Origin of the sequence: Micromonospora sp. NBC_01655, from assembly GCF_026339755.1 — a bacterium.
Taxonomy (GTDB): Bacteria; Actinomycetota; Actinomycetes; order Mycobacteriales; family Micromonosporaceae; genus Micromonospora.
In genome coordinates this window covers 4,921,891-4,941,825 of record NZ_JAPEQF010000001.1, presented here as the reverse complement: position 1 = coordinate 4,941,825, position 19,935 = coordinate 4,921,891, and the positions used below count along the sequence as shown (strand labels likewise).

The window sequence follows — 19,935 nt, the reverse complement described above, 5'->3', positions numbered from 1 at the left end:
CAGTGTTCAACAGTGAGTCCGAGTTGGAGGAGCGGCTCGCCCGGCCGTCGGCGGCGCTCGTCGCCGACCTGGCCGGCGGCTCCGGCGACCTGGTGGTGCTCGGCGCCGGGGGCAAGATGGGCCCGTCGCTGTGCCGGCTGGCCCGCCGGGGGCTCGACGCCGCCGGCCGCACCGGCGACCGGGTGTACGCCGTGTCGCGCTGGTCGGACCGGGCGGCGGCCGACGCGCTGGCCGCCGACGGGGTGCAGCCGGTCACGTTCGACCTGCTCGGCGACGCCGACCTGGGCGGGCTGCCCGACGCCAGCGACGTGATCTTCATGGTGGGCGCGAAGTTCGGCACCGCCACCGCCCCGTACCTGGCGTGGGTGGTCAACGCGGTGCTGCCCGCCGCGGTGGCCCGCCGGTACCCGGCCGCCCGGATCGCCGCGTTCTCCACCGGCAACGTCTACCCGATGGTGCCGGTGACCTCCGGCGGCTGCGCGGAGACCGACCCGACCGGCCCGGTCGGCGACTACGCGATGAGCTGCCTCGGCCGCGAGCAGGTCTTCGCGCACGCCGCCGCCACCCGGGGCACCCCGGTCGCGGTGCTGCGGCTCAACTACGCCGTCGACCTGCGCTACGGGGTGCTCGCCGACATCGGGCAGGCGGTGCTGGCCGGCGACCCGGTCGACGTCACCACCGGCCACGTCAACGTGGTGTGGCAGGGCTACGCCAACGAGGTCGCGCTACGGTCGCTGCGGCACGCCTGCGCCGACGTGTGCACGCTGAACCTGACCGGCCCGGAGACCGCCCCGGTGCGCCGGATCGCCGCCCGGTTCGGCGCACGGCTGGGCAGGCCGGTGACGTACGCCGGCACGGAGGCGCCGACCGCGCTGCTCAACGACGCCACCCGCTGCCACGCGCTGTTCGGCTACCCGGACGTGCCGCTGGGCACCCTGGTCGACTGGCAGGCCGACTGGCTGGCCGCCGGCCTGCCCACCTCCGGCAAACCGACGAAGTTCGCCGTCCGCGACGGAAGGTTCTGACCGTGTCCCTGGATCTGCTGCGCGCCGGGACGGTGCTCCCCGCGCACCCGCTCGCGCTGACCGCCGGGCGCCGCCTCGACGAGCGCCGGCAGCGGGCGCTGACCCGCTACTACCTGGCCGCCGGGGCCGGCGGGCTGGCCGTCGGCGTGCACACCACCCAGTTCGCCATCCGCGAGGCCGGGCTGCTGCGGCCGGTGCTCGCCCTGGCCGCCGAGACCGTCGACGCGGAGGCGGGCCGGCCGGTGGTGAAGGTCGCCGGGGCGTGCGGTGACACCGCGCAGGCCGTCGCCGAGGCCGAACTCGCCGCCGGGCTGGGCTACCACGCGGTGCTGCTGTCCCCCGTCGTGCCCGGCACCGACGAGGCGTACCTGCTGGACCGGGCCCGGGCCGTCGGCGAGGTGCTGCCGGTGATCGGCTTCTACCTGCAGCCGGCCATCGGCGGGCCCCGGCTGTCGACGGCGTTCTGGCGGGCGTTCGCCGACCTGCCGTCGGTGGTCGCGGTGAAGCTCGCCCCGTTCGACCGGTACCGCACCCTGGAGGCGGTGCGCGGGATCGCCGCCGCCGACCGGGGCTCCGAGGTGGCTCTGTACACCGGCAACGACGACCACATCGTCGGCGACCTGCTCGGCGAGTTCGCTGGGCGGCGGTTCGCCGGCGGCCTGCTCGGCCAGTGGGCGGTGTGGACCCGCGCGGCCGTCGCGCTGTTCGAGCGGGCCCGGGCGGCCCGGGGCGGCGACGCGGCGGCGCTGGCCGAGCTGACCGACCGGGCGGCGGCCGTCACCGATGCCAACGCGGCGGTCTTCGACGCCGCACACGACTTCCACGGCTGCATCGCCGGGGTGCACGAGGTGCTGCGCCGGCAGGGGCTGCTCGACGGCGTGTGGTGCCTCGACACCAACGAGGGGCTTTCCCCCGGGCAGGCCGCGGAGCTGAGCCGGGTCGCCGCCGCGTACCCGTGGCTGACCGACGACGACTTCGTCGCCGAGCACCGCGATGACTGGCTCCGCTGACCCGGCGCGGCGGCAGGTCGCCGTGGTGTCGGTGCCGCCCGCGCTGCGCGCCCAGTTCTTCCCCGGCCCGGTCGGCGAGCGGCTGGCCGCGACCGCCGACTGCCACCTCGTCGACTCCCACGACGCGCTCACCGGGGGCGCCCTCGCGCCGGTGCTGGCCCGGGCCGAGGTGCTGGTCACCTCCTGGGGTGTGCCCCGGCTCGACGCCGCGCTGCTGGACCGGGCCCCGGCGCTGCGGCTGGTCGCGCACACCGGGGCGACGGTCAAGCCGTTCGTCACCGACGAGGTCTTCGCCCGGGGCGTCGCCGTCACCCAGGCCGGGCAGGGCATGGCCCGGTCGGTGGCCGAGGTCGCCCTCACCTTCACCCTGGCCCTGCTGCACCAGGTGCCGCGCTTCGACCACGCCCTGCACCTCGGAGTGGACTGGTACGTCGCCGAGCAGGCCCCGCCCCGGCACGAGATCCTCGGTTGCCCGATCGGGGTGGTCGGGGCGTCCCGCACCGGACGGGCGTACCTGGAACTGGTGCGCGCGCTGGGCGCGGAGGTCGCGGTGGCGGACCCGACGCTGACCCCGGCGGACGCCGCCGCCCTCGGCGCCCGCCTGGTGAGCCTGGACGAGCTGCTGGCCGGCAGCCGGATCGTCGCGCTGCACGCCCCGACGCTGCCGGAGACCCGGCACCTGATCGGCGCCCGGGAGCTGGCCCTGCTACCCGACGGGGCGGGGCTGGTGAACACCGCCCGGTCCTGGCTGGTGGACGAGGCGGCGCTGGTGGCCGAGCTGGCCACCCGCCGCATCGACGCGGCGCTGGACGTGTTCGACGACGAGCCGCTGCCCGAGCGGCACCCGCTGCGTGGGCTGCCGAACGCGCTGCTCACCCCGCACCAGGCCGCCGCGACGGTGCAGGGTCGCCGCAGGCAGGGCGAGATCGTCGTCGACGAGATCGCCCGGTACGCCGCAGGGCGGCCCCTCGCCCACGCGGTGACCCCGGACCTGCTCGCCCGGATGGGCTGACCGGGGCCGGGACGAGTAGCGAACGAGAAAGGGACATCATGCGTTTCATGCGGATCGGGCCGGTCGGTGCCGAGCGGCCGGTGCTCGTCGACGGCGACGCGCACTACGACCTGAGCGGCGTCACCGCCGACATCGACGGGGCGTTCCTCGCCGCCGACCCGGTCGGTCGGGTCCGGGCCGCCGGGGCGCTGCCCCGCGTCGACGTTACCGGCCAGCGGGTCGGCGCCCCGATCGCCCGCCCCGGCGCGGTGCTGTGCATCGGGCAGAACTACGCCGCGCACGCCCGGGAGTCGGGCGTCGCCCCGCCCGCCCAGCCGATCCTGTTCCACAAGTCCCCGAACACGGTCGTCGGCCCGTACGACGACGTGCTGATCCCGCGCGGGTCGGTGAAGACGGACTGGGAGGTGGAGCTGGCCGTGGTGATCGGGGCGCGGGTGCGCTACCTCGACTCCCCGGCCGACGCGCTCGCCCACGTCGCCGGGTACGCGGTCAGCAACGACGTCACCGAGCGGGAATGGCAGTTCGCCGACCCGGGCGGGCAGTGGGCCAGGGGCAAGTCCTGCGAGACGTTCAACCCGCTCGGCCCGTGCCTGGTCACCGCCGACGAGGTGGCCGACCCGCAGGCGCTGCGGCTGCGCTCCTGGGTCAACGGCCAGCCGCGCCAGGACTCCGGCACCGCGGACATGATCTTCGAGGTGGCGTACCTGATCTGGCACCTGTCCCAGTTCACCGTCCTGGAGCCCGGGGACGTGCTGAACACCGGCACCCCGCAGGGGGTGGCGCTGTCCGGCCGGTTCCCGTACCTGTCCGCCGGGGATGTCGTCGAGGTCGAGATCGGCGGGCTCGGCCGGCAGCGCACCGTGCTGTCCCCGGCGTGACCGGCGAGGCCGGCGGCGGGGCCCGTCCCGGACGCGGTGGCGGCCCGGGCGGCCCGGGCGGCGACGCCGCGTACCGGCGGGCCGGGCCGACGGACGGGCCGGCACTGCACGCCCTGTGGGACACCGCGTTCGGCGAGCCGCACGTCCCGGCGCTGTGGGACGGCGACCCGGGTCGCCTCGCGCGCACGTTCGTCGCGGTGGCGGCCGGCACCGTCCTCGCCTCCGTCTACTATCTGCCCCGGCGGGTGCGCGACGGTGCCGGCGGCGTCGACCTGGTCGGCGGGCTGGCCAACGTGGCCACCCTGCCGGCGGCCCGGGGCCGGGGGCACGTGCGGCGGCTGCTGGAGCTGGCCCTCGCCGCGATGGACGCCGACGGCTGCGCCTGGTCGCTGCTGTTCACCGGCACCCCAGCCGTGTACGCCGGCAGCGGCTTCCGCACCTTCGCGCTGCGGTACCCGGTCGGGCGCCCGGCCCGGCCGGCTGCGCCGCCCCCGGGCTGGGCGGTGACCCCGGGGTCACCGGCCGACTGGCCAGCGCTGGCCGGCGTCCACGACGCGTTCGACGCCGACCGGCCGTTGAGCACCGTCCGCGCCGCCGACGACTGGGCCCGCCGGGTGCCGGTCTGGTACGCCCCGCCCGCCCGGCTGCTGCTCGCCCGCCGCGCGGACCCGCCGCCGGGCGGCGCGGACCGGGACCTCGCCCGCCTCGACGGCGCGGCGGCCGGCGCGGACCGCGGCGCCGGCGAGGTCGACGGGTACCTGGTAACGCGCCGCGACGCCGACCGGGTCCGGGTGCTGGAGGTCGCCGTCCGGCCCGGCGCCGAGGACGCCCTGGCCGCCCTGTTCGCCACCGTCGCCCGCGACGCCGACGCGGCGGGCCTCACCCGCTGCGAGGCCCGGCTGCCCGCCGACCCGGCGATCACCCGGGCGCTGCCATGGCTGCTGCGCGACCCGGAGTTCGCCACCGACGACACCGGGATGGTCCGCCCGGTGCGCGCCGACCCGCAGCGGCTGGCCCGGGTCACCGCCGCGCCCGGCGCGTTCCACTGGCCGGGTGACTACCTGTGAGCCGGGCCAAGCAGATCACCCCGCCGGTGGCGGGGCACGGCGAAGGGCCCGTGTGGTGCCCGGCCGACGGCCGGCTGCGCTGGGTCGACATGCTGGCCGGGGACCTGCTCGCGTACGACCCGGCGACCGGGTTGGTCACCCGCCGGCACGTCGCGCCGGTGCTCGCCGCGCTGCGCCCCCGCGCGGGCGGCGGCCTCGTGGCCGCCGTCGAGAGGGGCTTCGCGCTGCTCACCGACGACGCGGTGCAGCCGCTGCCGGAGCTGTGGTCCGACCCGACGGTACGGATGAACGACGGCGGCTGCGACCCGCTGGGCCGGTTCTGGTGCGGCTCGATGGCGTACGACGCGGCTCCCGGACGGGCGGCGGTCTACCGGCTGGACCCGGACGGCGCGGTTCACACCGTCCTCACCGGCGTGACGGTCTCCAACGGGCTGGCCTGGAACCGGGCGGGCGACACCGCCTACTACGTCGACTCGGCCACCGGCCGGATCGACGCGTTCGCGTACGACCCGGCCACCGGTGAGCTGGGGGACCGGTGGCCGGTGGTGAGCGTGCCGGCGCGGCGGGGCGTCCCCGACGGGCTCTGCGTCGACACCGAGGGCGGGATCTGGGTGGCGCTGTGGGACGGCGGCGCGGTGCACCGGTACGCCCCCGACGGTGCGCTCACCGCCGTGGTGGAACTGCCTGTGGCCCGCCCGACGGCGTGCACCTTCGGCGGCCCCGGGTACGCCGACCTGTACGTCACCACCTCCCGGGAGGGCCTGCCGCCGGGTGACCGCGCCCCGGCCGGGGCGCTGTTCCGCGTCCGGCCCGGGGTCGCCGGGTTCCCCGGGTACGAGTTCGCCGGCTGACGGGTGACGGTGTACGGCGAACCCGGCCGGTGCCAGCGGCGCGATGCGCGCGCAGCCGACCGCTCCCGCCGGGGGAGGCGGTCTCCGCCGTCGTCCCCGGCCGGCTTCCCGTGAAGGGTTCCCACGCCCGGCATTCTTTGCCAGGATTCAAATCAGGTGTGGAAGATTTCTACACGCTTCGACTGGGGAGGACGAATCATGCGTATCCGCAGCATGGTGAGTGCAGCCGTACTCGCTGGGGGCCTGGTCGCCGCAGCGACGCCCGCCGCCGCCGCGCCCGCCGCCGCGCCCCTACAGGGATCGGCGTGCTCGCTGACGGTCACCGACCTCTACTACTCCATCGGCATGCAGACCGCCTTCGCCAGGCTCTCGGGCGGGTGCAGCGGCCCGATCGACATCGCCCTGGAACGCGCGGACGCGCCCGCCGGCCCGTACCAGGAGGATCCGGAGGCGCTCTACTACCTGCAGCAGGCGTCTGACGGTACGGCCGCCACCGCCTATTTCACGGACCCCGCCGAACGGGGATACTGCCGCGCGAGGGCCAGCTTCGACACGCTCGTCGCGTACTCCCAGAACCCGGTCGGCTGCTAGGCCAGCGGACGGACGAAGACCAGCACGAAGGTGTCCGCGAGCGGGGCCGCCCGAGACGCCGGCGGCCCCGACGGCCCGGGACGGGGCCGCCGGCGGGGGCGCGACCCGGCGCGACCCGGCGCCGGGTCGCACGCGCTTCCAGCGCTGTGGCGCTGACCACTTGACCCTGCCCGGATAATGCCAGGATGACTGGCGACCGCGTGATGTTGGACGGCTCGCGGCCTTTCCAGGAACGCGTCCGGCACCTCCGCGATGCCTGGGCCCTTAACGGACGCGGTCGTGCTTTCCTGGTCAGCGGCACGTCGTTCTTCGCGGTGTACTGCTGGAGCCTGAACTACAGGATCGGCGACCCGACGGCTCCGGCGTACGATGCCGAGCTGGCCGAGTTCGTCGCCGCCTCCTACGAACTCAATGGCGGGTCCGCCGGCTGGAACGCCATGCTCAACGGCCGCGAGACCTGTTCCACCTGCCATGACTGGTACCGACTGGAGAACCTCGGGATCTGCACCGGTTGCCTGCGACACACCTGCTACGGCTGCGGCGATCATGAACGCTGCGCCGGCGAGCTGCTTTGATCGCAAGGCCGTCGGTCAAGCGACGCACTCTCACCGGCTACCTGTCAACCAGGGTGTCGGCCTTACGGTCGGGCAACACGGCGTCCGGGCAGCCGGCGACCATGTTTCGAAGTCCTTCCCCGTACGCCGGCTGAACGGGCTGTCCCCGGCTGGAACCGCCGGAAGGCCGCCTGAATCCGTGCCGGCGACGGTGACTGGTGCCGCCGGCCGGGGCCGGCCACCGACGCGTGTGGTCATCCGCACGCGGTGGCATGAGCCAGGGTCACCGCCGTCTCCAGCATGAGGGCGTGCACGAACGCCTGCGGGAGATTGCCGCGCAGTTGCCGCTGCGCAACGTCGTACTCCTCGGTGTAGAGACCCGGGCACCCACACGCCGCCCGGCTGCGTTCGAACCATTGGGTGGCCCCGACCAGGTCCCCGGCCTGCCAGCTGGACAGCGCAGCGGCGAAGCCGCAGAGCAGGAAGGCCCCCTCGGCGTCACCGAGAGGTCGCCGGTCGGCCCGGAACCGGTACAGGTAGCCGTCCGCCGCCAGGTCCGCGAGCACAGCCCGGCGGGTGCGCTCGGTACGCGGGTCCTGCGGGGGCAGCGCGCCGCGGATCGCGGGCAGCAGCAGCGCCGCATCGACCCGCCGGTCGTCGTACGCCCGCTGCCAGCGTCCCGCCCGATCGAGGCCGTGGGTGGCGGCGTCGGCGAGGATCCGGTCGGCCAGGGCCGACCACCTGCCGGCCACACCCGCCGGGACGATCCGCGCCGCGGCCCGAAGCCCGGCAACGCAGGTGAGCTTCGAGTGTGTCCACTGCCGTGGCGACAGCTCCCAGATGCCGGAATCCGGCTCGGACCACCGGTCCGCGATCGCCGACGCGGCAACCTCCATGGCGTGGTGGGCGTCGCTGTCCAGCCGGTCGAGCCGGCCGGCTGCGGCGAGCGCCAAGAGCACCTCACCGAACGCGTCCAGCTGGAACTGGCCGCCGACCCGGTTACCGGTGCCCGGGAGGGCCCCGGGATACCCGGGCAGGTGCGCCAACTGCCGAACCGGCGGTACCGGCTCGCCACCGATGGTGTACGCCGGCGCCAGACGGTCGCCGTCGGCCAGCACCCGACCGCTGAGGAAACTGACCGCGTCGTCCAGCAGACCGTAGTGGCCGGCCACGGCGGCGGCCTGCCCGGCGAACGCCTGGTCACGAATCCAGGCGTACCGGTAGTCGTAGTCGCGGCCCTGCATCGCCCGTTCGGGCAGCGCGGTGGTGGCGGCGGCGACCATACCCCCACCGGGCGGCGTCATCCCCCGCAGCACCGCGTAGGCCAGCCGCGCGTCCCGCTCGGCGGCGCCGGACATCTCAGGGATCACCGCGTCCCAGTGGAACTCGGTGATCCGCCACAATTCGGCGGGCTCCTCACACGGCTGCACCAGGGGGGTTGCGGACACTTCCAGCACGAGGTCGTGCTGTCCGCCGGGCGGCACGGCAAGCTCACCGACGAGGAACCCGTCCGACGCCGGACGCAGTCCGGCTCCGCCGTGGAACCGCAGGTGCAACCCGCCGGTACGCGCCCGCCACAGCCCACGGTCGCAGGTCACCTCGCGCACCGGTGAGCGACCGAAGTCGGCGCGCGGGTCCAGCACCACCCGCACCCGCGCGGGCCGGTCCAGGGCGCGGACCTGGCGCAGCAGCACCAAGCGGTCCGCGTCGCCGGGAAACACCAGTGCCTCCCGTGACTCGATGATGCCGTCTCCGGTGACCCACCGACTGCGCCAGATCAACGAGGCCGCCTCGTAGTGGCCACCCCAGACGAAGCGGGTCGCCGCCGGGGTCACCAGATAGCGTCCCGGCCCACCGAGCAGGCTGCTGAACACGGCCGGGTCGGACCAGCGCGGCGCGCAGAGCCAGGCGATGTCGCCGTCCGGGCCGACCAAGGCGCCCCGGTGCCCGTCGGCGAGCAGCGCGTAGTCGCGCAGCACGGCCGGAAGCGCGTCCACGTGCCGGTCACTCGGAGCCGGTGGCATGCCGGGCGATCCGGATCAGTGTGGCCGCGCCGGAACGGTCCGCTGCCGGGCCGGATCGGCCCCGTGCTGCGGCTGGTCGGCGTGCATTCTGGCCGACTACCCGGCACCGGCCGCTTGACACACCGGGAACACCACGTACCGGTCCGCCGGTGCGGACCGGCGTAGTCGTCGCGTACGCGGGTAGACCGGCGGGCCTGAGGCGAGGTGATCCGGAGGTGCCAGATGGGTCGAGATCGGCGGGACGCGCAGGTGGCGGTGGTCACCGGTGCCAGCGCGGGAGTGGGACGGGCAACCGTGCGCCTGCTGGCCGAGCGGGGGATCGCCGTCGCGCTGCTGGCCAGAGGGCGGGTCGGGCTCGACGCCGCCGCGGCAGAGGTGCGGGCCTGCGGCGGCCGACCACTGCCGATCGAGGTCGACGTGGCCGACTACGCGCAGGTAGCCGCCGCCGGAGAACAGATCGAGTCGGAACTCGGCCCGATCGACCTGTGGATCAACGACGCCTTCAGCTCCGTCTTCGCCCCCTTCCAGCAGACCCGACCGGAGGAGTTCCGCCGCGCCACGGAGGTCACCTACCTGGGCTACGTCCACGGCACCCGGGTCGCCCTGTCCTACATGACGCCCCGCAACCGGGGCACGATCGTGCAGGTCTCCTCAGCTCTGGCCTACCGCGGTATTCCGCTGCAAGCAACCTACTGCGGCGCCAAGCACGCCATCGTCGGCTTCACCGAAGCGCTCCGCTGCGAGCTGATGCACGACCGCAGCGACGTCAAAGTAACCATGGTGCACCTACCGGCACTCAACACACCCCAGTTCGACTGGCTGCTGTCCCGGCTACCCCGCCACGCCGAACCGGTACCACCGATCTACGATCCCGTCGTCGCGGCCCGGGCCATCGCCGCCGCCGCCGAACGACCGCATCGCCGCGCGTACTGGGTCGGCATGCCCACAGCGTTGACCATCCTCGGCAACCGCATCGCGCCGGGGCTGCTCGACCACTACCTGGCCCGAACCGGCTACGGGTCACAGCAGACCGACCAGCCGGCCGACCCGAACCGCCCAGACAACCTCTGGCAGCCCCTCGACGGGCCCGGCGGGCGAGACTACGGCGCCCGGGGCAGCTTCACCGATCGTTCCCACGGACACAGCCCGCAGGCATGGCTGTCGCGTCACCGCGTACTCACCACAGCCGGAACGATCGCCGCAGCGCTGGGCCTCCTCGCCTGGCGGCGTCACCGGCCCGTGCCGGCACCCTACAACCGTTCGTGACCTGGTGCCCACCTCAGTTCCTTGGCCGCCCGGACCAGATCGGCCGGCCATACCCGGCGAACGCCGTGCCCGAGCGCGGTCCTGGAGCCCGCGCTCGGGCACGGCGATGACCGAACACCTCGGCTAAGCCAAGCACGATTCGGCTCGTGTGGGGGTCGGGCGACATCCGTAACGGCAGTTGGCCACCGGGCGGCTGTCGTTACGGGGCCGGTCAACTATGCCCGATACCATCCTCGCCAGGTTCCCCCGTCACGCCAAGACCACCACCTGCCACTGTTGTTCACCCACACCTCGATGACCCGGTTTCCGTTCGAGGTGTAGCAGTCGTGTGTGTCATCGGCCCTGCCGTTGTTTGGCATCTCGTGCCAGCGGCCAGCCCCAGGCCACGTGTGCCAGATCGTACGGTCGTCCGCAATGACCCATGCCTCGTCGAACGTGCCGTCGGCGCCGAAGTCGCAGGTGAGCTTTTCCGTGTTGCATTTTGCCCAGCCCGGATAGCCGAACGCTGTTACGCGGCAAGCGGCCAGGGCGCCTACCTCGTCACCGGGGGCGGGGGTGATCAGCGTCCTCTCCGCACCGCCCGGCGTCGCACGGATGCGAACGGAGCCGGGGTCACCGCTGCCGGTCCTGAGCAAGGCGTACCACGCCGCAGATGGTGTGACCTGCTCATCCGAGTCTGCTACGACCGCATCCGTAGTCGGGGTGCCGGTGGCACCCGCGAGCGCGGGAGCCGCCGGGACGCCGACGGCGGCCAGCAGCCTGGTAGCCCCTACCGCAGCCTGAATTGCAGCGTGTTGCCTCAGCGCGACGCCGACCAGCCAGCGAATCCAACCTCTGCTCGGTAACGCCTGGACGAACGCCGCCGCGTCTCCGGCGGCTCGGTGTGTCCGGGAGCGTCGCGCATGGGGTGTGCTGATGGAGATAGGGCTGGGTGGGGCGGAAGCTGTCAAGACGGGGCGCAGTGTGGGGTTGAATGGTGGGCATGGGCAGCGCCGGTCGCGCGGTGCGGCTGCTGCGTGGTGAGCGCAGTCAGCAGCAGGCTAGCTTCGTTGAGCTGTTCTTCGACTTGGTGGTGGTCTTCGCCCTCAACCAGGTCGTCGCCTCCACCGCCCCTGGTCTGGGAAGCGCGTCCGTGGTCGAGCAGTGGACGACCTTGCTGCAGGCCACGCTGCTGGTCCTGCCGCTGATCTGGGTGTGGACCCTCACGGCTTACGGGACGGCCCGTTTCGACCCCCGCGGCAACGCGGCTCAGGTTGTGGTGCTGGTGACGGCGTTCGGTGTGCTGCTGCTGGGTGTCATCGTGGCGGATGCGTTCGAGACGACCGTCCTGGCCTTCGCCGTGATCTACGTCGCTTTGCAGGTCGGCCGGGTGACGGTGCTCGCGCTGACGCTGCGCACGCATCCGCTTCGGCGGCTCTACCTGGCGGCGTCGTTCTGGTTCTGCGTATCCGCCGTGCCCTGGTTCCTTGGAGCCGTCATGGGCGGTACGGCCGGGATGCTGTGGTGGTTGCTCGCCATCACCATCGAATACGGGGCCGCCCGGGTCGGCTGGCCGACGCCCCGGCTGGGACGAGAACGGATTATGGCCTGGGCGTACGCACCCGAGCATCTCGCCGACCGTTACCGCCAGTTGCTGATGATTGCGCTCGGGGAGGCGATCCTATCAGTCGGCATCGCCTACACCGACCGGTCCGGGTTTCGTAGTCTCACCCAGACGCTCGGGTTGGTGATCGCGTTTTTCACCGCCGTGCTGCTCTGGCGGATCTACGCATACAAGGCAGGAGACCTCTTCGGAGTGGCGGTCGAGCAGGCGGAAGACCCCGGCAGCCTGGGCCGCGTCGCCGCCGCCGCTCACCTCCTGATGATCATTGGCGTTGTATGCACCGCTGTCGGGCACGAACTCGTGCAGGCGCACCCTACCGGCCACACGTTCCTCTCCTGGCTAGCGGTCATCATCGGCGGACCCGCCCTGTACCTCGCCGGTCGTACGCTGCTGGAGTGGGTCGTGTTCAACCGTGTCTCCCCGCCCCGCCTCATCGGCATCGTCGCCCTGCTGTTGCTCACCCTGCCGTTGGCCTTCGCCCCACCGCTGGCGGCGGTCGCCACCGCGCCCGTTGTGCTACTCGCCATCGCCATCGCCGACGTGCGCCGCGCCGCTGGGCGGCCCTCTGAAGCACCCGCACCGCCCGGATAACCACGGGCCAGGCCATTCCTGCGAGGCCTCGGGCCAGCATCTTCCAACGGCCGGCAAAGCACGCTCCAGCCGCCGTTATTTGACAAGGGTTGACGGCTACGGGCGGTGCTACGGCGGTCGCCGGGGAACTCAGATGCGGTAGGTGCCGCCGCGGTCGGGGCTGTTGACGGTCTCGATGTAGCGCATGGCTCCGGCGGTGGACAGGCCGAACAGTTCGCAGAGCATGCGGAGGTCGCCGCTGGTGGCGTGGGCTTCGTCTACCCTCAGCCTGGGAACCGCCGGGGAGGCCACACGCGAACCCCATGGGCCCCCAGCAGCGAAAACAATCCCGCGACCGTACCGGACGAGGTGAACACGGGCGAACTGATTTCGGGCCGACCCTGCCCGGGCAGCCGGGCAGGGCCGTTGGCCATGCAGAAGGGAGGCTGACCTTGGGACACGATCTAGAACGCGAATCGGCCGCGGCGGACGTGCCAGTGGCGGCCGGCCTTCAGGTGGTCGACGATCGCGCGCTGGAGCACGGTGCGGCGCGGCAGCTGGTCGAGCGGCGTGGACAGGGTGCGGAACACGAACCGCAGCACCTCGACGTCGGCGTCCAACCCTTCCGGCTCCTCATAGGGCTCCAGCTCGAACCTCCGCTGGAACCGGACGATGTTGGAGTCCCCGGGCAGGTACTCCAGCAGCTGAGGGTCGAGCAGCCACGAGCCGCAGGAGAACGCCGTGTAGCGCTCGTCGGGAAAGTGGCGCGGGAAGAACGCGCGGGCCTCGTCGAGCGACGCCGCGACCGCCTCCGGGGTCATCGGCCCCGACTCGGGGATGTGCAGGTCGATGGCGGTGCCGCCGCGGTGGTGCTGCAGCCGGCCCAGCTCGTAGATGCCGCCGCGCGCGTGCAGCGTCAGCCAGCTCTGCATGACCGGCCAGCCCTCGCGGTGCATCCGCCGGTCGATCGCGAGGTTGCGGCCCAGGTCCGCGAGGGTCACCCACGACACGGCATCGGCGATGCCGTGGTCGCGGTGGTACCCCGTGACGACGTCGACCAGGGCCAGGTACGCGTACACGTAGAGATGACGCCAGGCGGGGCCCCGTTCGCGCGGCAGCGCCGGACCGGGCGGCAGCCAGCCGTGGCCCCCGAGATCGGCGCGGACCAGGGCGATCGAGCGGTCGAGCAGCCAGCGCAGCTCCGCAGTCCACAGTGGAGAGCCCGGGTCGGGCCAGCCCGCCATGATCTCGGCGGCGTCGTCCGGCCGCACCGCGAGCCGGTCGAGGATCGCGGGCGCGTCGGCCTTGGCGGGCAGCGGAGCTGACGGCTGGTCGCCGGCGAGCCGGTGCATGCGGTCGACGTCCTCGACGGGTACCCCGAGCCGGGCGGCGGTGTCGTCCAGATCCACGCGGACGACCCTACCGGCCGGTCGGCGTCTTCCACGGCCCGTACCGCTCGGGCAAATCCCGCCACGGCGACCCGGTCCGCTTCACCCAACAGATCGCATCGATTTCCTGCCGGTGATCACGCCACCGACCGCCCGACGACCCAGCTTGGGCGGCAACGGCGCCGATACCGCCCACTCATGATGTCGCCGGTGAGCTGTGCCGCGAAATGCGCGCTCGCCGCCTCAAGATCTCATTCGCCCGCCGCAGCTCCGCGGAAGCTCAGAGCCGCCCTGACCGCTCAACGGCATGCCGATCCACAGAGGATTTCTAGACCGCGCGGGCCACGCAGATCCTGGCGTCGAGGCGGGGCCCGGCCTCGTAGAGCATGTATTCCACGCCGCCGTCGGTGCCGAACGTCGGTGCCGCCACCCGGCCATTGTCCGACGCGATCGGCCGGTGAAACACTCCGAGGTGGACCTCGCGGTCGAAGTTGTTGCCGATCTCGGTCAGGTACATGTTGCCGCTGTTGCCGTGATACGCGAGGTACGCGGTGCCGTTGCGCTTCAACAGGTGCGGCGCGGAGATGTCGGTGAGCCCGTCGCCCGAAGGTGACACCAGCGGGTCCGGGGCGAACTGCCAGCCGCTCCAGCCATTCGGCGACCAGCCCCAGAAGATCTTCCGGACAGCCGGACGGATCGTGTGGAGGCCCATGAACACCATTACGTAGCGGTTCCCCTTGCCGGCCACCGAGTGCTCGAAGACCCGCGCGTACGAGGTCTCGGTCGTGTTGGGCACCAGCCTCGTCGACAGGATCGGCGTCTCGTCCGTGAAGTGGATGCCGTCGGTCGAGCGGGCGACCCGGGTCGTGTAGTTCTCGCCGTGGAAATACAGGTAGAACTGCCGGGTCGGCGCGTCCCATACAACGTGTGGCGACGACACGTGGCTTACCGTCGTGGTCGGCAGCACCCGGTCGATGATGGGGTTGTTGGCGTACTCGGTGTAAGGGCCCTCAAGCCGGTTGGCGTAGGCGAGGCAGATCCCGCCGGGCGCGTCGTGCGGCGCGTAGTAGAGGTAGTAACGGCCGAGATAGCCGCTGATCTTGTCGTAGACTCCGCGCACGCACGGGAAGATGAACTCGCCGGTCGGGTTGTAGCGCAACGGTCCGGCGAACGCGTCGCGTACGTATCGATAGTCGGGAAAGCCGGCCGGTCCGGCGAGCGCCGGCGTGGGCATCGCGGCAATGCCAGCGGTGGTGGTCGCGACACCGGCGGCCGCCGCACCACGCAGCAGCGTGCGTCGGGAGAAAGAGCCTTCAGGGGTACGCGTCATCGCGTTCCCTCCGTTCGTGAGGCGGGCCTACGGGGGTGGGGGAGCAGGCCGGCCGTGACGAGTCAGCGGGTGTCATTCGACCTCGCTGAGCGGCCGTACGGTGTGGACGCTCGTCGCGGACGGTTTCGTTGGTTGACGAGTCTGCGCGCGCCGTCTCGGCGGCGTCAAGATGCTAATGCGAATTAGCAAGGCGGGTTCGGCGGGCTTCGGCCGGTGCTGCCGCCAGCATCATCGGCCTTTCGGCTGAGCCCGGTTCGCTCGCCGTGAACCGCTACCCGCTTCCCCACGTGCAGGGAGCGTGGCTCGATGACGACGCGCATGTGCGCACAAGGCGGGAGCTGAATGTGGTGTTCGCACGTTCTGGCCGGATCACCCAGCCTCCATCCCGATGGCAGATCTCGCGACGCGGCGCCGCGAGGGTGGCGGCAGTCGCGGTGGTCGCCGCGACCGGTGTCTTTGCGTTCTCGGCGGCGCTAGCTCGCCTGCTGGCCGCGTTCGATCCCGAGGGGAAGCGCGACTTTCCGCAACTGACTCCGGACACGCCGATGTGGTTGGCTGACGTGGTCCGCCTCGCGCTGGTCTGCGGCGACCGTACGACCGCCACCGCCGCGGCCCGGGCAAATGCCGCCCCCCAGGCGTCCACGGCCGCTGCACACCGACGCCCGACTTGCCCGTAGCCAGCTTCACCGCTGGCCATGCATCCCCGGTGAGGTCAGGCAGACCCCTCAGATCCGTGAACGATCGAAATTAGTCCACGGTCGGCTTTCGGCCGACGCCGCCGAGGATCCAGACCTCCTCCGGAGTGATGTCGGTTTCGATGTCGGGGCGCCATTCCGGAACGAACACCAGGCCGGGGTCGATGAGGGGTGCGCCGTCGAAGAAGCGTTCGATTTGGTCGCGCGTGCGGTGTGTGGCCGGATATTTGGTGTTCTTGTAGACCTCTGCGGCGCCACCAGCGTTCTCCGGCCTAGGGTCGACGGTGGCGTGATTGATGACAAGGTAGCTACCCGGGGCCATCGAGTCGCGGAGGCTGGCGACGATCGCGTACGGGTCAGCTTCGTCGTCGATGAAGTGAAGGACGGCCACCAACAGGATGGCCATTGGCTGGTCGAAGTCGATCTGCGCCCGGGTCTCGGGGTGGTTGAGGATGACATCAGGATCGCGCAGGTCCGCCGTGATCACGCTCGTGTTCTTGGCTTCGGCGGTCTTCAAGGCGCGCGAGCGGGCCAGCACCTGCGGATCGTTGTCGACGTAGACCACGCGCGCGTCTGGCGCCTCAGCTTGGGCGATCTCGTGGACGCTGCCCTGGGTGGGCAGGCCACTGCCGATGTCGAGGAACTGGCGGATGCCCGCGTCGCGGGCCAGGAATCGCACCGCACGTTGGATGAACCCTCGGTTCTCCCGTGCCATGAGAATCACTTCGGGAGCCGCTGCGATCACCTTGTTCGCGGCTCGACGATCGGCTGCGAAATTGTTCCGGCCGCCCAGGTAGTAGTCGTACATGCCCGCAGCAGTGGGGACGGAGGGGTCGATGCCGTCCGACTGGACTGAGCTTTCCGTGGTCATCTGTTTCTGAGCCCTTCCCAAGAGCGTCCACATGGTTCGTCCAGATCCGATGTGACCTGGCAGCCCCGCGAAGCAGCCCGGTCCGGTAAGCGACGTTCAGTAACCTTGTGACGGAATCATCATCCGCGAGCGGTTACGAGCGTGATGTAGCCGGTGGAGTACACCGTTGTCGCCGCGTTCGGTCCGAGCGTGACGCGTCCCGCCGGCACCTTTTTGGCGAACACGACGAAGTGGCGCTGGTCCTTGTCGTTGGTCGGGATGATCATGTCAGTGCGTTTGAAGCCCTGCTGGTTCAGCCACGCCGGCCACCAGTTGTCCACCTCCGGTGCTCCGCGTCTGTCGAAGGCGGCGTACACGGTGGCGTCGCGTGCGACATCGAAGACCAGGTAGTCCGCCGGGGAGGTCAGTCGCTTGTCGTCGCTGGCGCCGGGGATCAGCACTGCTCCGGTGAGCGGGTCGGGAACGCTGGTGAAGACGGGCGGCCGGTCGACGAAATGCTTGGTACCTACTACCGCGGGGCGGACCGTAGTCAGCTTCGACGGTTTGTGTACCTGGACGTCCTCCAGTTTGAGCATTGGCCGTTTGCTCGGGGTGCTGGTCCCGGGCGTTGCGCTGGGTGTCTGCGGCCGGCCGCTCGGGGTGTTGGTCCCGGGCGTTGCGCTGGGTGTCTGCGGCCGGCCGCTCGGGGTGTTGGTCCCGGGCGTTGCGTTGGGCGTCTGCGGCCGACCGTCCGGGACGTCGGTCCCGGGCGTTGCGTTGGACATCTGCGGCCGGTCGCTCGGGGCGCCGTTGCCGAACACGATCCCTATGCCCAGCAGGCCGAAGACCACGACCAGCGCGACGACGACGCGCGCGATCGCGAGCCGTGACCACCGCCGCCGCGCCGGGGGCGGCACGGCCGCCCGGGGGGTGCGCCCGGCCGGGCCGCTGACCGGGCGTACCGACGTGGCCGGCGGCTGCGCCCGGTGCTTCGCGCCGCGCCTCGTCTTGGGCGCCGGCGCGTCCACGGCTGTGCCCGCGCCCGCGTCCACGGCTGTGCCCGCGTCCACGGCTGTGCCCGCGTCCACGGCTGTGCCCGCGTCCACGGCTGTGCCCGCGTCCACGGCTGTGCCCGCGTCCACGGCTGTGCCCGCGTCCACGGCCGCGGCTGTGTACGCGCCTGCGGCTGTGCCCGCGCCCGTGGCCGAGGGTGCGCCGCTGTCACCGTCGGCGGCCGTCAGCGGCGCGCCGGTCCGAGCCGCCGTGGTGGCCGGCGCGCCGGGCTTGAGCCGCCGGGGCGCCGGGATGCCGCGCTCCGCGCGGGCGTCGGCGCTGAGCATCGCGGCGCCCAGCGCGACCGCGTGCTTCGGATGGGTGTTGATCATGATTGGGCGCCGCAGTGTGTCCCGCAGCAACTGGGTAACCAGAGGGATCTGGGACGATCCGCCGACCAGAAGCACGGCGGTGAGGTCCTGCAGGGTGATCCCGGCGGCGGTCAGGGTCCGCCGGAACGTCTCGATGGTGGTTTCCACGGGCGGTGTGATCATCTGCTCGAACGTTTCCCGAGTCACGGTCACGTGCCGGACCGCGTCGGGCAGCGGCACCGTGATCTCCGCCTTCTCGCGGGTGGACAGCGCCTCCTTCGCGAGCATGCAGTCGCGATGCACGGTGGCCAGGATGGAAGCGGTACCGGGATCGGTCGGGTCCAGCGCGGTGATCGCACCGCCCAGTTGGCGGTCGACGTGGTCCACGATCGCCTGGTCGAAGTCGGCGCCGCCGAGCCATTCGATGCCCTCGGGCGTACCGATGATCTCCAGCCCGTCTCGGCCGTTGCGTACCACCGCGCTGTCGAATGTGCCCCCGCCCAGGTCGTAGACCGCCAGCAGGCCGTCCGGGGGCAGTGGCTGGGTGGAGCAGTAGTACGTGGCCGCAGCCACCGGCTCCGTGATGGTGACTACGGTCGGGCCGTCCGACCCGGCCACCGACCCCGGCTCGGCCTGCGGGCGGGGCAGGCCGGCCAGGTGCGGGATGGCGGCGAACTGCTCTCGCCGGTACGGGCCCCACACCGCCGGGTGGGTCAGCACGATCCGGTCGGGCGGGCCGCCCCGGGCCTCGCTGACGGTGTCCACCACGGAACGGAGCAGGGCGGCCATCAGGGCGGTGGGGGAGTACGGCGCCCCGTCCAGGATCACCGGGGTGGGATCACCGAGGCGGCGCTTGAACTCCCGCGCCGCCCGACTGGGGTCCTGCAGACCGAGGCGGTCGGCCGCCTCACCCGTCAGCAGCGCGCCCTTCTCGTCAAGGTAGGCGACCGACGGGGTGACGACCGCCTGCCCAGCCAGCGGCACCATGTCCAGGGCCCAGGCGGAGGCGGTCGCTGCGGCGGTGAAGCTGGTGCCCAGGTCGATACCCACCCCGTACATTCGCAGAGTCCCCTCGACGCGCCTACCGCCGCTAACATGCAGAAACGTCATCGTTGGTTAACAGCGCCATCACGATACGCTGCCGTATACGGGGTCACAAGATCGTCAGTGTTGACATCGGGGGGGCGAGCAGTGGACGTTGCGGTGGCCGACGACGGCGCGCTGTTCCGGGAGGGGCTGCAACTGCTGCTGTCCGCCGCGGGGCACGAGGTGGTCGGCTGCGTGGAGGACGGCGACCGACTGCTGGAGTTACTGGCCCGTACCCCCGTCGACGTGGCCATCCTGGACATTCGGATGCCGCCAGGCGCGGACGGCGGACTCCAGACCGCCCAGCGCATACGGGAGAGACACCCCGACGTCGGGCTGCTCCTGCTGTCTCAGCACGCCGAGGCGCACTACCTGTTCCGGCTGCTGGAGATCGGCACCGAACGGATCGGTTACCGGCTCAAGGACCAGGTGGCCGGGGTGTCCGTGCTCGCCGACACGCTGGTGCGCATCGCCGCCGGTGAGATCGTGATCGAGCCGGCGCTGGCCGCCAACCTGGTGGACCGGCCGAGTCCCCCGGTACGCAGTGTGCTGGCCGATCTCACCGAGCAGGAACGCGCCGTGCTGCGACTCATGGCGGAAGGACGGTCGAACTCCGGGATCGCGACGGAGTTGTTCCTGTCGGTCAAAACGGTCGAGAAGCGTATCGCCAGCATTTTCACCAAGCTGAACCTGCCGGCTGAGTCGGCAGCGCACCACCGGCGGGTCCTGGCGGTACTCGCGTACCTGCGCTCGAACCAGATGGCGGGCTAG

Annotated in this window: 17 protein-coding genes and 1 pseudogene; 12 read left to right on the top strand and 6 right to left on the bottom strand. The window is 72.1% G+C overall.

Annotated elements, in window-relative coordinates; genetic code table 11:
- The first annotated feature begins 2 nt into the window (after positions 1-2).
- From OOK41_RS22230 to OOK41_RS22195, 8 genes are all read left to right on the top strand, one after another.
- Positions 3-1,025, top strand: a complete 1,023-nt coding sequence (locus tag OOK41_RS22230) for an NAD(P)-dependent oxidoreductase (RefSeq protein WP_207892936.1) — start codon at positions 3-5, stop codon at positions 1,023-1,025.
- A gap of 2 nt (positions 1,026-1,027) precedes the next feature.
- Entirely contained in the window at positions 1,028-2,035 is a 1,008-nt protein-coding gene (locus OOK41_RS22225) for a dihydrodipicolinate synthase family protein (protein WP_207892937.1), read from the top strand.
- Positions 2,019-3,047, top strand: a complete 1,029-nt coding sequence (locus OOK41_RS22220; RefSeq protein ID WP_266266580.1) for a hydroxyacid dehydrogenase — start codon at positions 2,019-2,021, stop codon at positions 3,045-3,047. Before OOK41_RS22225 ends, OOK41_RS22220 begins: the two co-directional genes overlap by 17 nt.
- Positions 3,048-3,085: 38 nt before the next feature.
- On the top strand, positions 3,086-3,925 hold the full coding sequence (locus tag OOK41_RS22215; RefSeq protein ID WP_266266579.1) for a fumarylacetoacetate hydrolase family protein: 840 nt from the start codon (positions 3,086-3,088) through the stop codon (positions 3,923-3,925).
- Positions 3,922-4,992, top strand: a complete 1,071-nt coding sequence (locus tag OOK41_RS22210) for a GNAT family N-acetyltransferase (RefSeq protein ID WP_266266578.1) — start codon at positions 3,922-3,924, stop codon at positions 4,990-4,992. The genes OOK41_RS22215 and OOK41_RS22210 overlap by 4 nt, the downstream gene beginning before the upstream one ends.
- The gene (locus OOK41_RS22205; protein ID WP_266266577.1) at positions 4,989-5,843 is read left to right on the top strand and encodes an SMP-30/gluconolactonase/LRE family protein; all 855 of its coding nucleotides are present in this window, start codon (positions 4,989-4,991) and stop codon (positions 5,841-5,843) included. Before OOK41_RS22210 ends, OOK41_RS22205 begins: the two co-directional genes overlap by 4 nt.
- Before the next feature lie 198 nt (positions 5,844-6,041).
- Positions 6,042-6,434, top strand: a complete 393-nt coding sequence (locus tag OOK41_RS22200; RefSeq protein ID WP_266266576.1) for a hypothetical protein — start codon at positions 6,042-6,044, stop codon at positions 6,432-6,434.
- Positions 6,435-6,619: 185 nt separating this feature from the next.
- Complete coding sequence (locus OOK41_RS22195) at positions 6,620-7,009, top strand: hypothetical protein (RefSeq protein WP_266266575.1); 390 nt, start codon at positions 6,620-6,622, stop codon at positions 7,007-7,009.
- Positions 7,010-7,242: 233 nt separating this feature from the next.
- On the opposite strand, the gene OOK41_RS22190 is transcribed toward OOK41_RS22195, so the two are convergent.
- Complete coding sequence (locus OOK41_RS22190) at positions 7,243-9,012, bottom strand: glycoside hydrolase family 15 protein (protein WP_266266574.1); 1,770 nt, start codon at positions 9,010-9,012, stop codon at positions 7,243-7,245.
- Positions 9,013-9,234: 222 nt separating this feature from the next.
- Here OOK41_RS22190 and OOK41_RS22185 point away from each other — a divergent pair, with 222 nt between their 5' ends.
- A complete protein-coding gene (locus tag OOK41_RS22185) occupies positions 9,235-10,278 on the top strand; it encodes an SDR family oxidoreductase (RefSeq protein WP_266266573.1) in 1,044 nt (347 codons plus the stop codon).
- Positions 10,279-11,260: 982 nt separating this feature from the next.
- Entirely contained in the window at positions 11,261-12,472 is a 1,212-nt protein-coding gene (locus OOK41_RS22180) for a low temperature requirement protein A (protein ID WP_266266572.1), read from the top strand.
- A 443-nt stretch (positions 12,473-12,915) separates the two neighbouring features.
- On the opposite strand, the gene OOK41_RS22175 is transcribed toward OOK41_RS22180, so the two are convergent.
- The 3 genes and pseudogenes from OOK41_RS22175 to OOK41_RS22165 form a co-directional block, all read right to left on the bottom strand.
- The gene (locus OOK41_RS22175) at positions 12,916-13,860 is read right to left on the bottom strand and encodes an acyltransferase domain-containing protein (protein ID WP_117672856.1); all 945 of its coding nucleotides are present in this window, start codon (positions 13,858-13,860) and stop codon (positions 12,916-12,918) included.
- Positions 13,861-13,885: 25 nt separating this feature from the next.
- Positions 13,886-13,978: pseudogene (locus OOK41_RS22170) on the bottom strand (transposase); the annotation flags it as partial.
- 189 nt (positions 13,979-14,167) lie between these two features.
- Complete coding sequence (locus tag OOK41_RS22165; protein WP_266266571.1) at positions 14,168-15,169, bottom strand: hypothetical protein; 1,002 nt, start codon at positions 15,167-15,169, stop codon at positions 14,168-14,170.
- A gap of 263 nt (positions 15,170-15,432) precedes the next feature.
- Here OOK41_RS22165 and OOK41_RS22160 point away from each other — a divergent pair, with 263 nt between their 5' ends.
- Positions 15,433-15,846, top strand: a complete 414-nt coding sequence (locus OOK41_RS22160) for a hypothetical protein (RefSeq protein ID WP_128763695.1) — start codon at positions 15,433-15,435, stop codon at positions 15,844-15,846.
- 70 nt (positions 15,847-15,916) lie between these two features.
- Here the strand turns inward: OOK41_RS22160 and OOK41_RS22155 are convergent, their stop codons facing one another.
- Positions 15,917-16,735, bottom strand: a complete 819-nt coding sequence (locus OOK41_RS22155) for an SAM-dependent methyltransferase (RefSeq protein ID WP_266266570.1) — start codon at positions 16,733-16,735, stop codon at positions 15,917-15,919.
- A 119-nt stretch (positions 16,736-16,854) separates the two neighbouring features.
- The gene (locus tag OOK41_RS22150) at positions 16,855-19,137 is read right to left on the bottom strand and encodes an Hsp70 family protein (RefSeq protein ID WP_266266569.1); all 2,283 of its coding nucleotides are present in this window, start codon (positions 19,135-19,137) and stop codon (positions 16,855-16,857) included.
- Between the two features lie 132 nt (positions 19,138-19,269).
- On the opposite strand from OOK41_RS22150, the gene OOK41_RS22145 reads away from it, so the two are divergent.
- Positions 19,270-19,935 (top strand): response regulator transcription factor, encoded by a 666-nt coding sequence (locus tag OOK41_RS22145; protein WP_117672866.1) that lies wholly within the window; start codon positions 19,270-19,272, stop codon positions 19,933-19,935.

Bases quoted from the DNA above. Each gene is read 5' to 3' on its own strand.
- OOK41_RS22220 (WP_266266580.1), top strand. From the start codon at position 2,019: ATGACTGGCTCCGCTGACCCGGCGCGGCGGCAGGTCGCCGTGGTGTCG.
- OOK41_RS22215 (WP_266266579.1), top strand. From the start codon at position 3,086: ATGCGTTTCATGCGGATCGGGCCGGTCGGTGCCGAGCGGCCGGTGCTC.
- OOK41_RS22200 (WP_266266576.1), top strand. From the start codon at position 6,042: ATGCGTATCCGCAGCATGGTGAGTGCAGCCGTACTCGCTGGGGGCCTG.
- OOK41_RS22195 (WP_266266575.1), top strand. From the start codon at position 6,620: ATGACTGGCGACCGCGTGATGTTGGACGGCTCGCGGCCTTTCCAGGAA.
- OOK41_RS22190 (WP_266266574.1), bottom strand. From the start codon at position 9,012: ATGCCACCGGCTCCGAGTGACCGGCACGTGGACGCGCTTCCGGCCGTG.
- OOK41_RS22185 (WP_266266573.1), top strand. From the start codon at position 9,235: ATGGGTCGAGATCGGCGGGACGCGCAGGTGGCGGTGGTCACCGGTGCC.
- OOK41_RS22180 (WP_266266572.1), top strand. From the start codon at position 11,261: ATGGGCAGCGCCGGTCGCGCGGTGCGGCTGCTGCGTGGTGAGCGCAGT.
- OOK41_RS22165 (WP_266266571.1), bottom strand. From the start codon at position 15,169: ATGACGCGTACCCCTGAAGGCTCTTTCTCCCGACGCACGCTGCTGCGT.
- OOK41_RS22155 (WP_266266570.1), bottom strand. From the start codon at position 16,735: ATGACCACGGAAAGCTCAGTCCAGTCGGACGGCATCGACCCCTCCGTC.
- OOK41_RS22150 (WP_266266569.1), bottom strand. From the start codon at position 19,137: ATGTACGGGGTGGGTATCGACCTGGGCACCAGCTTCACCGCCGCAGCG.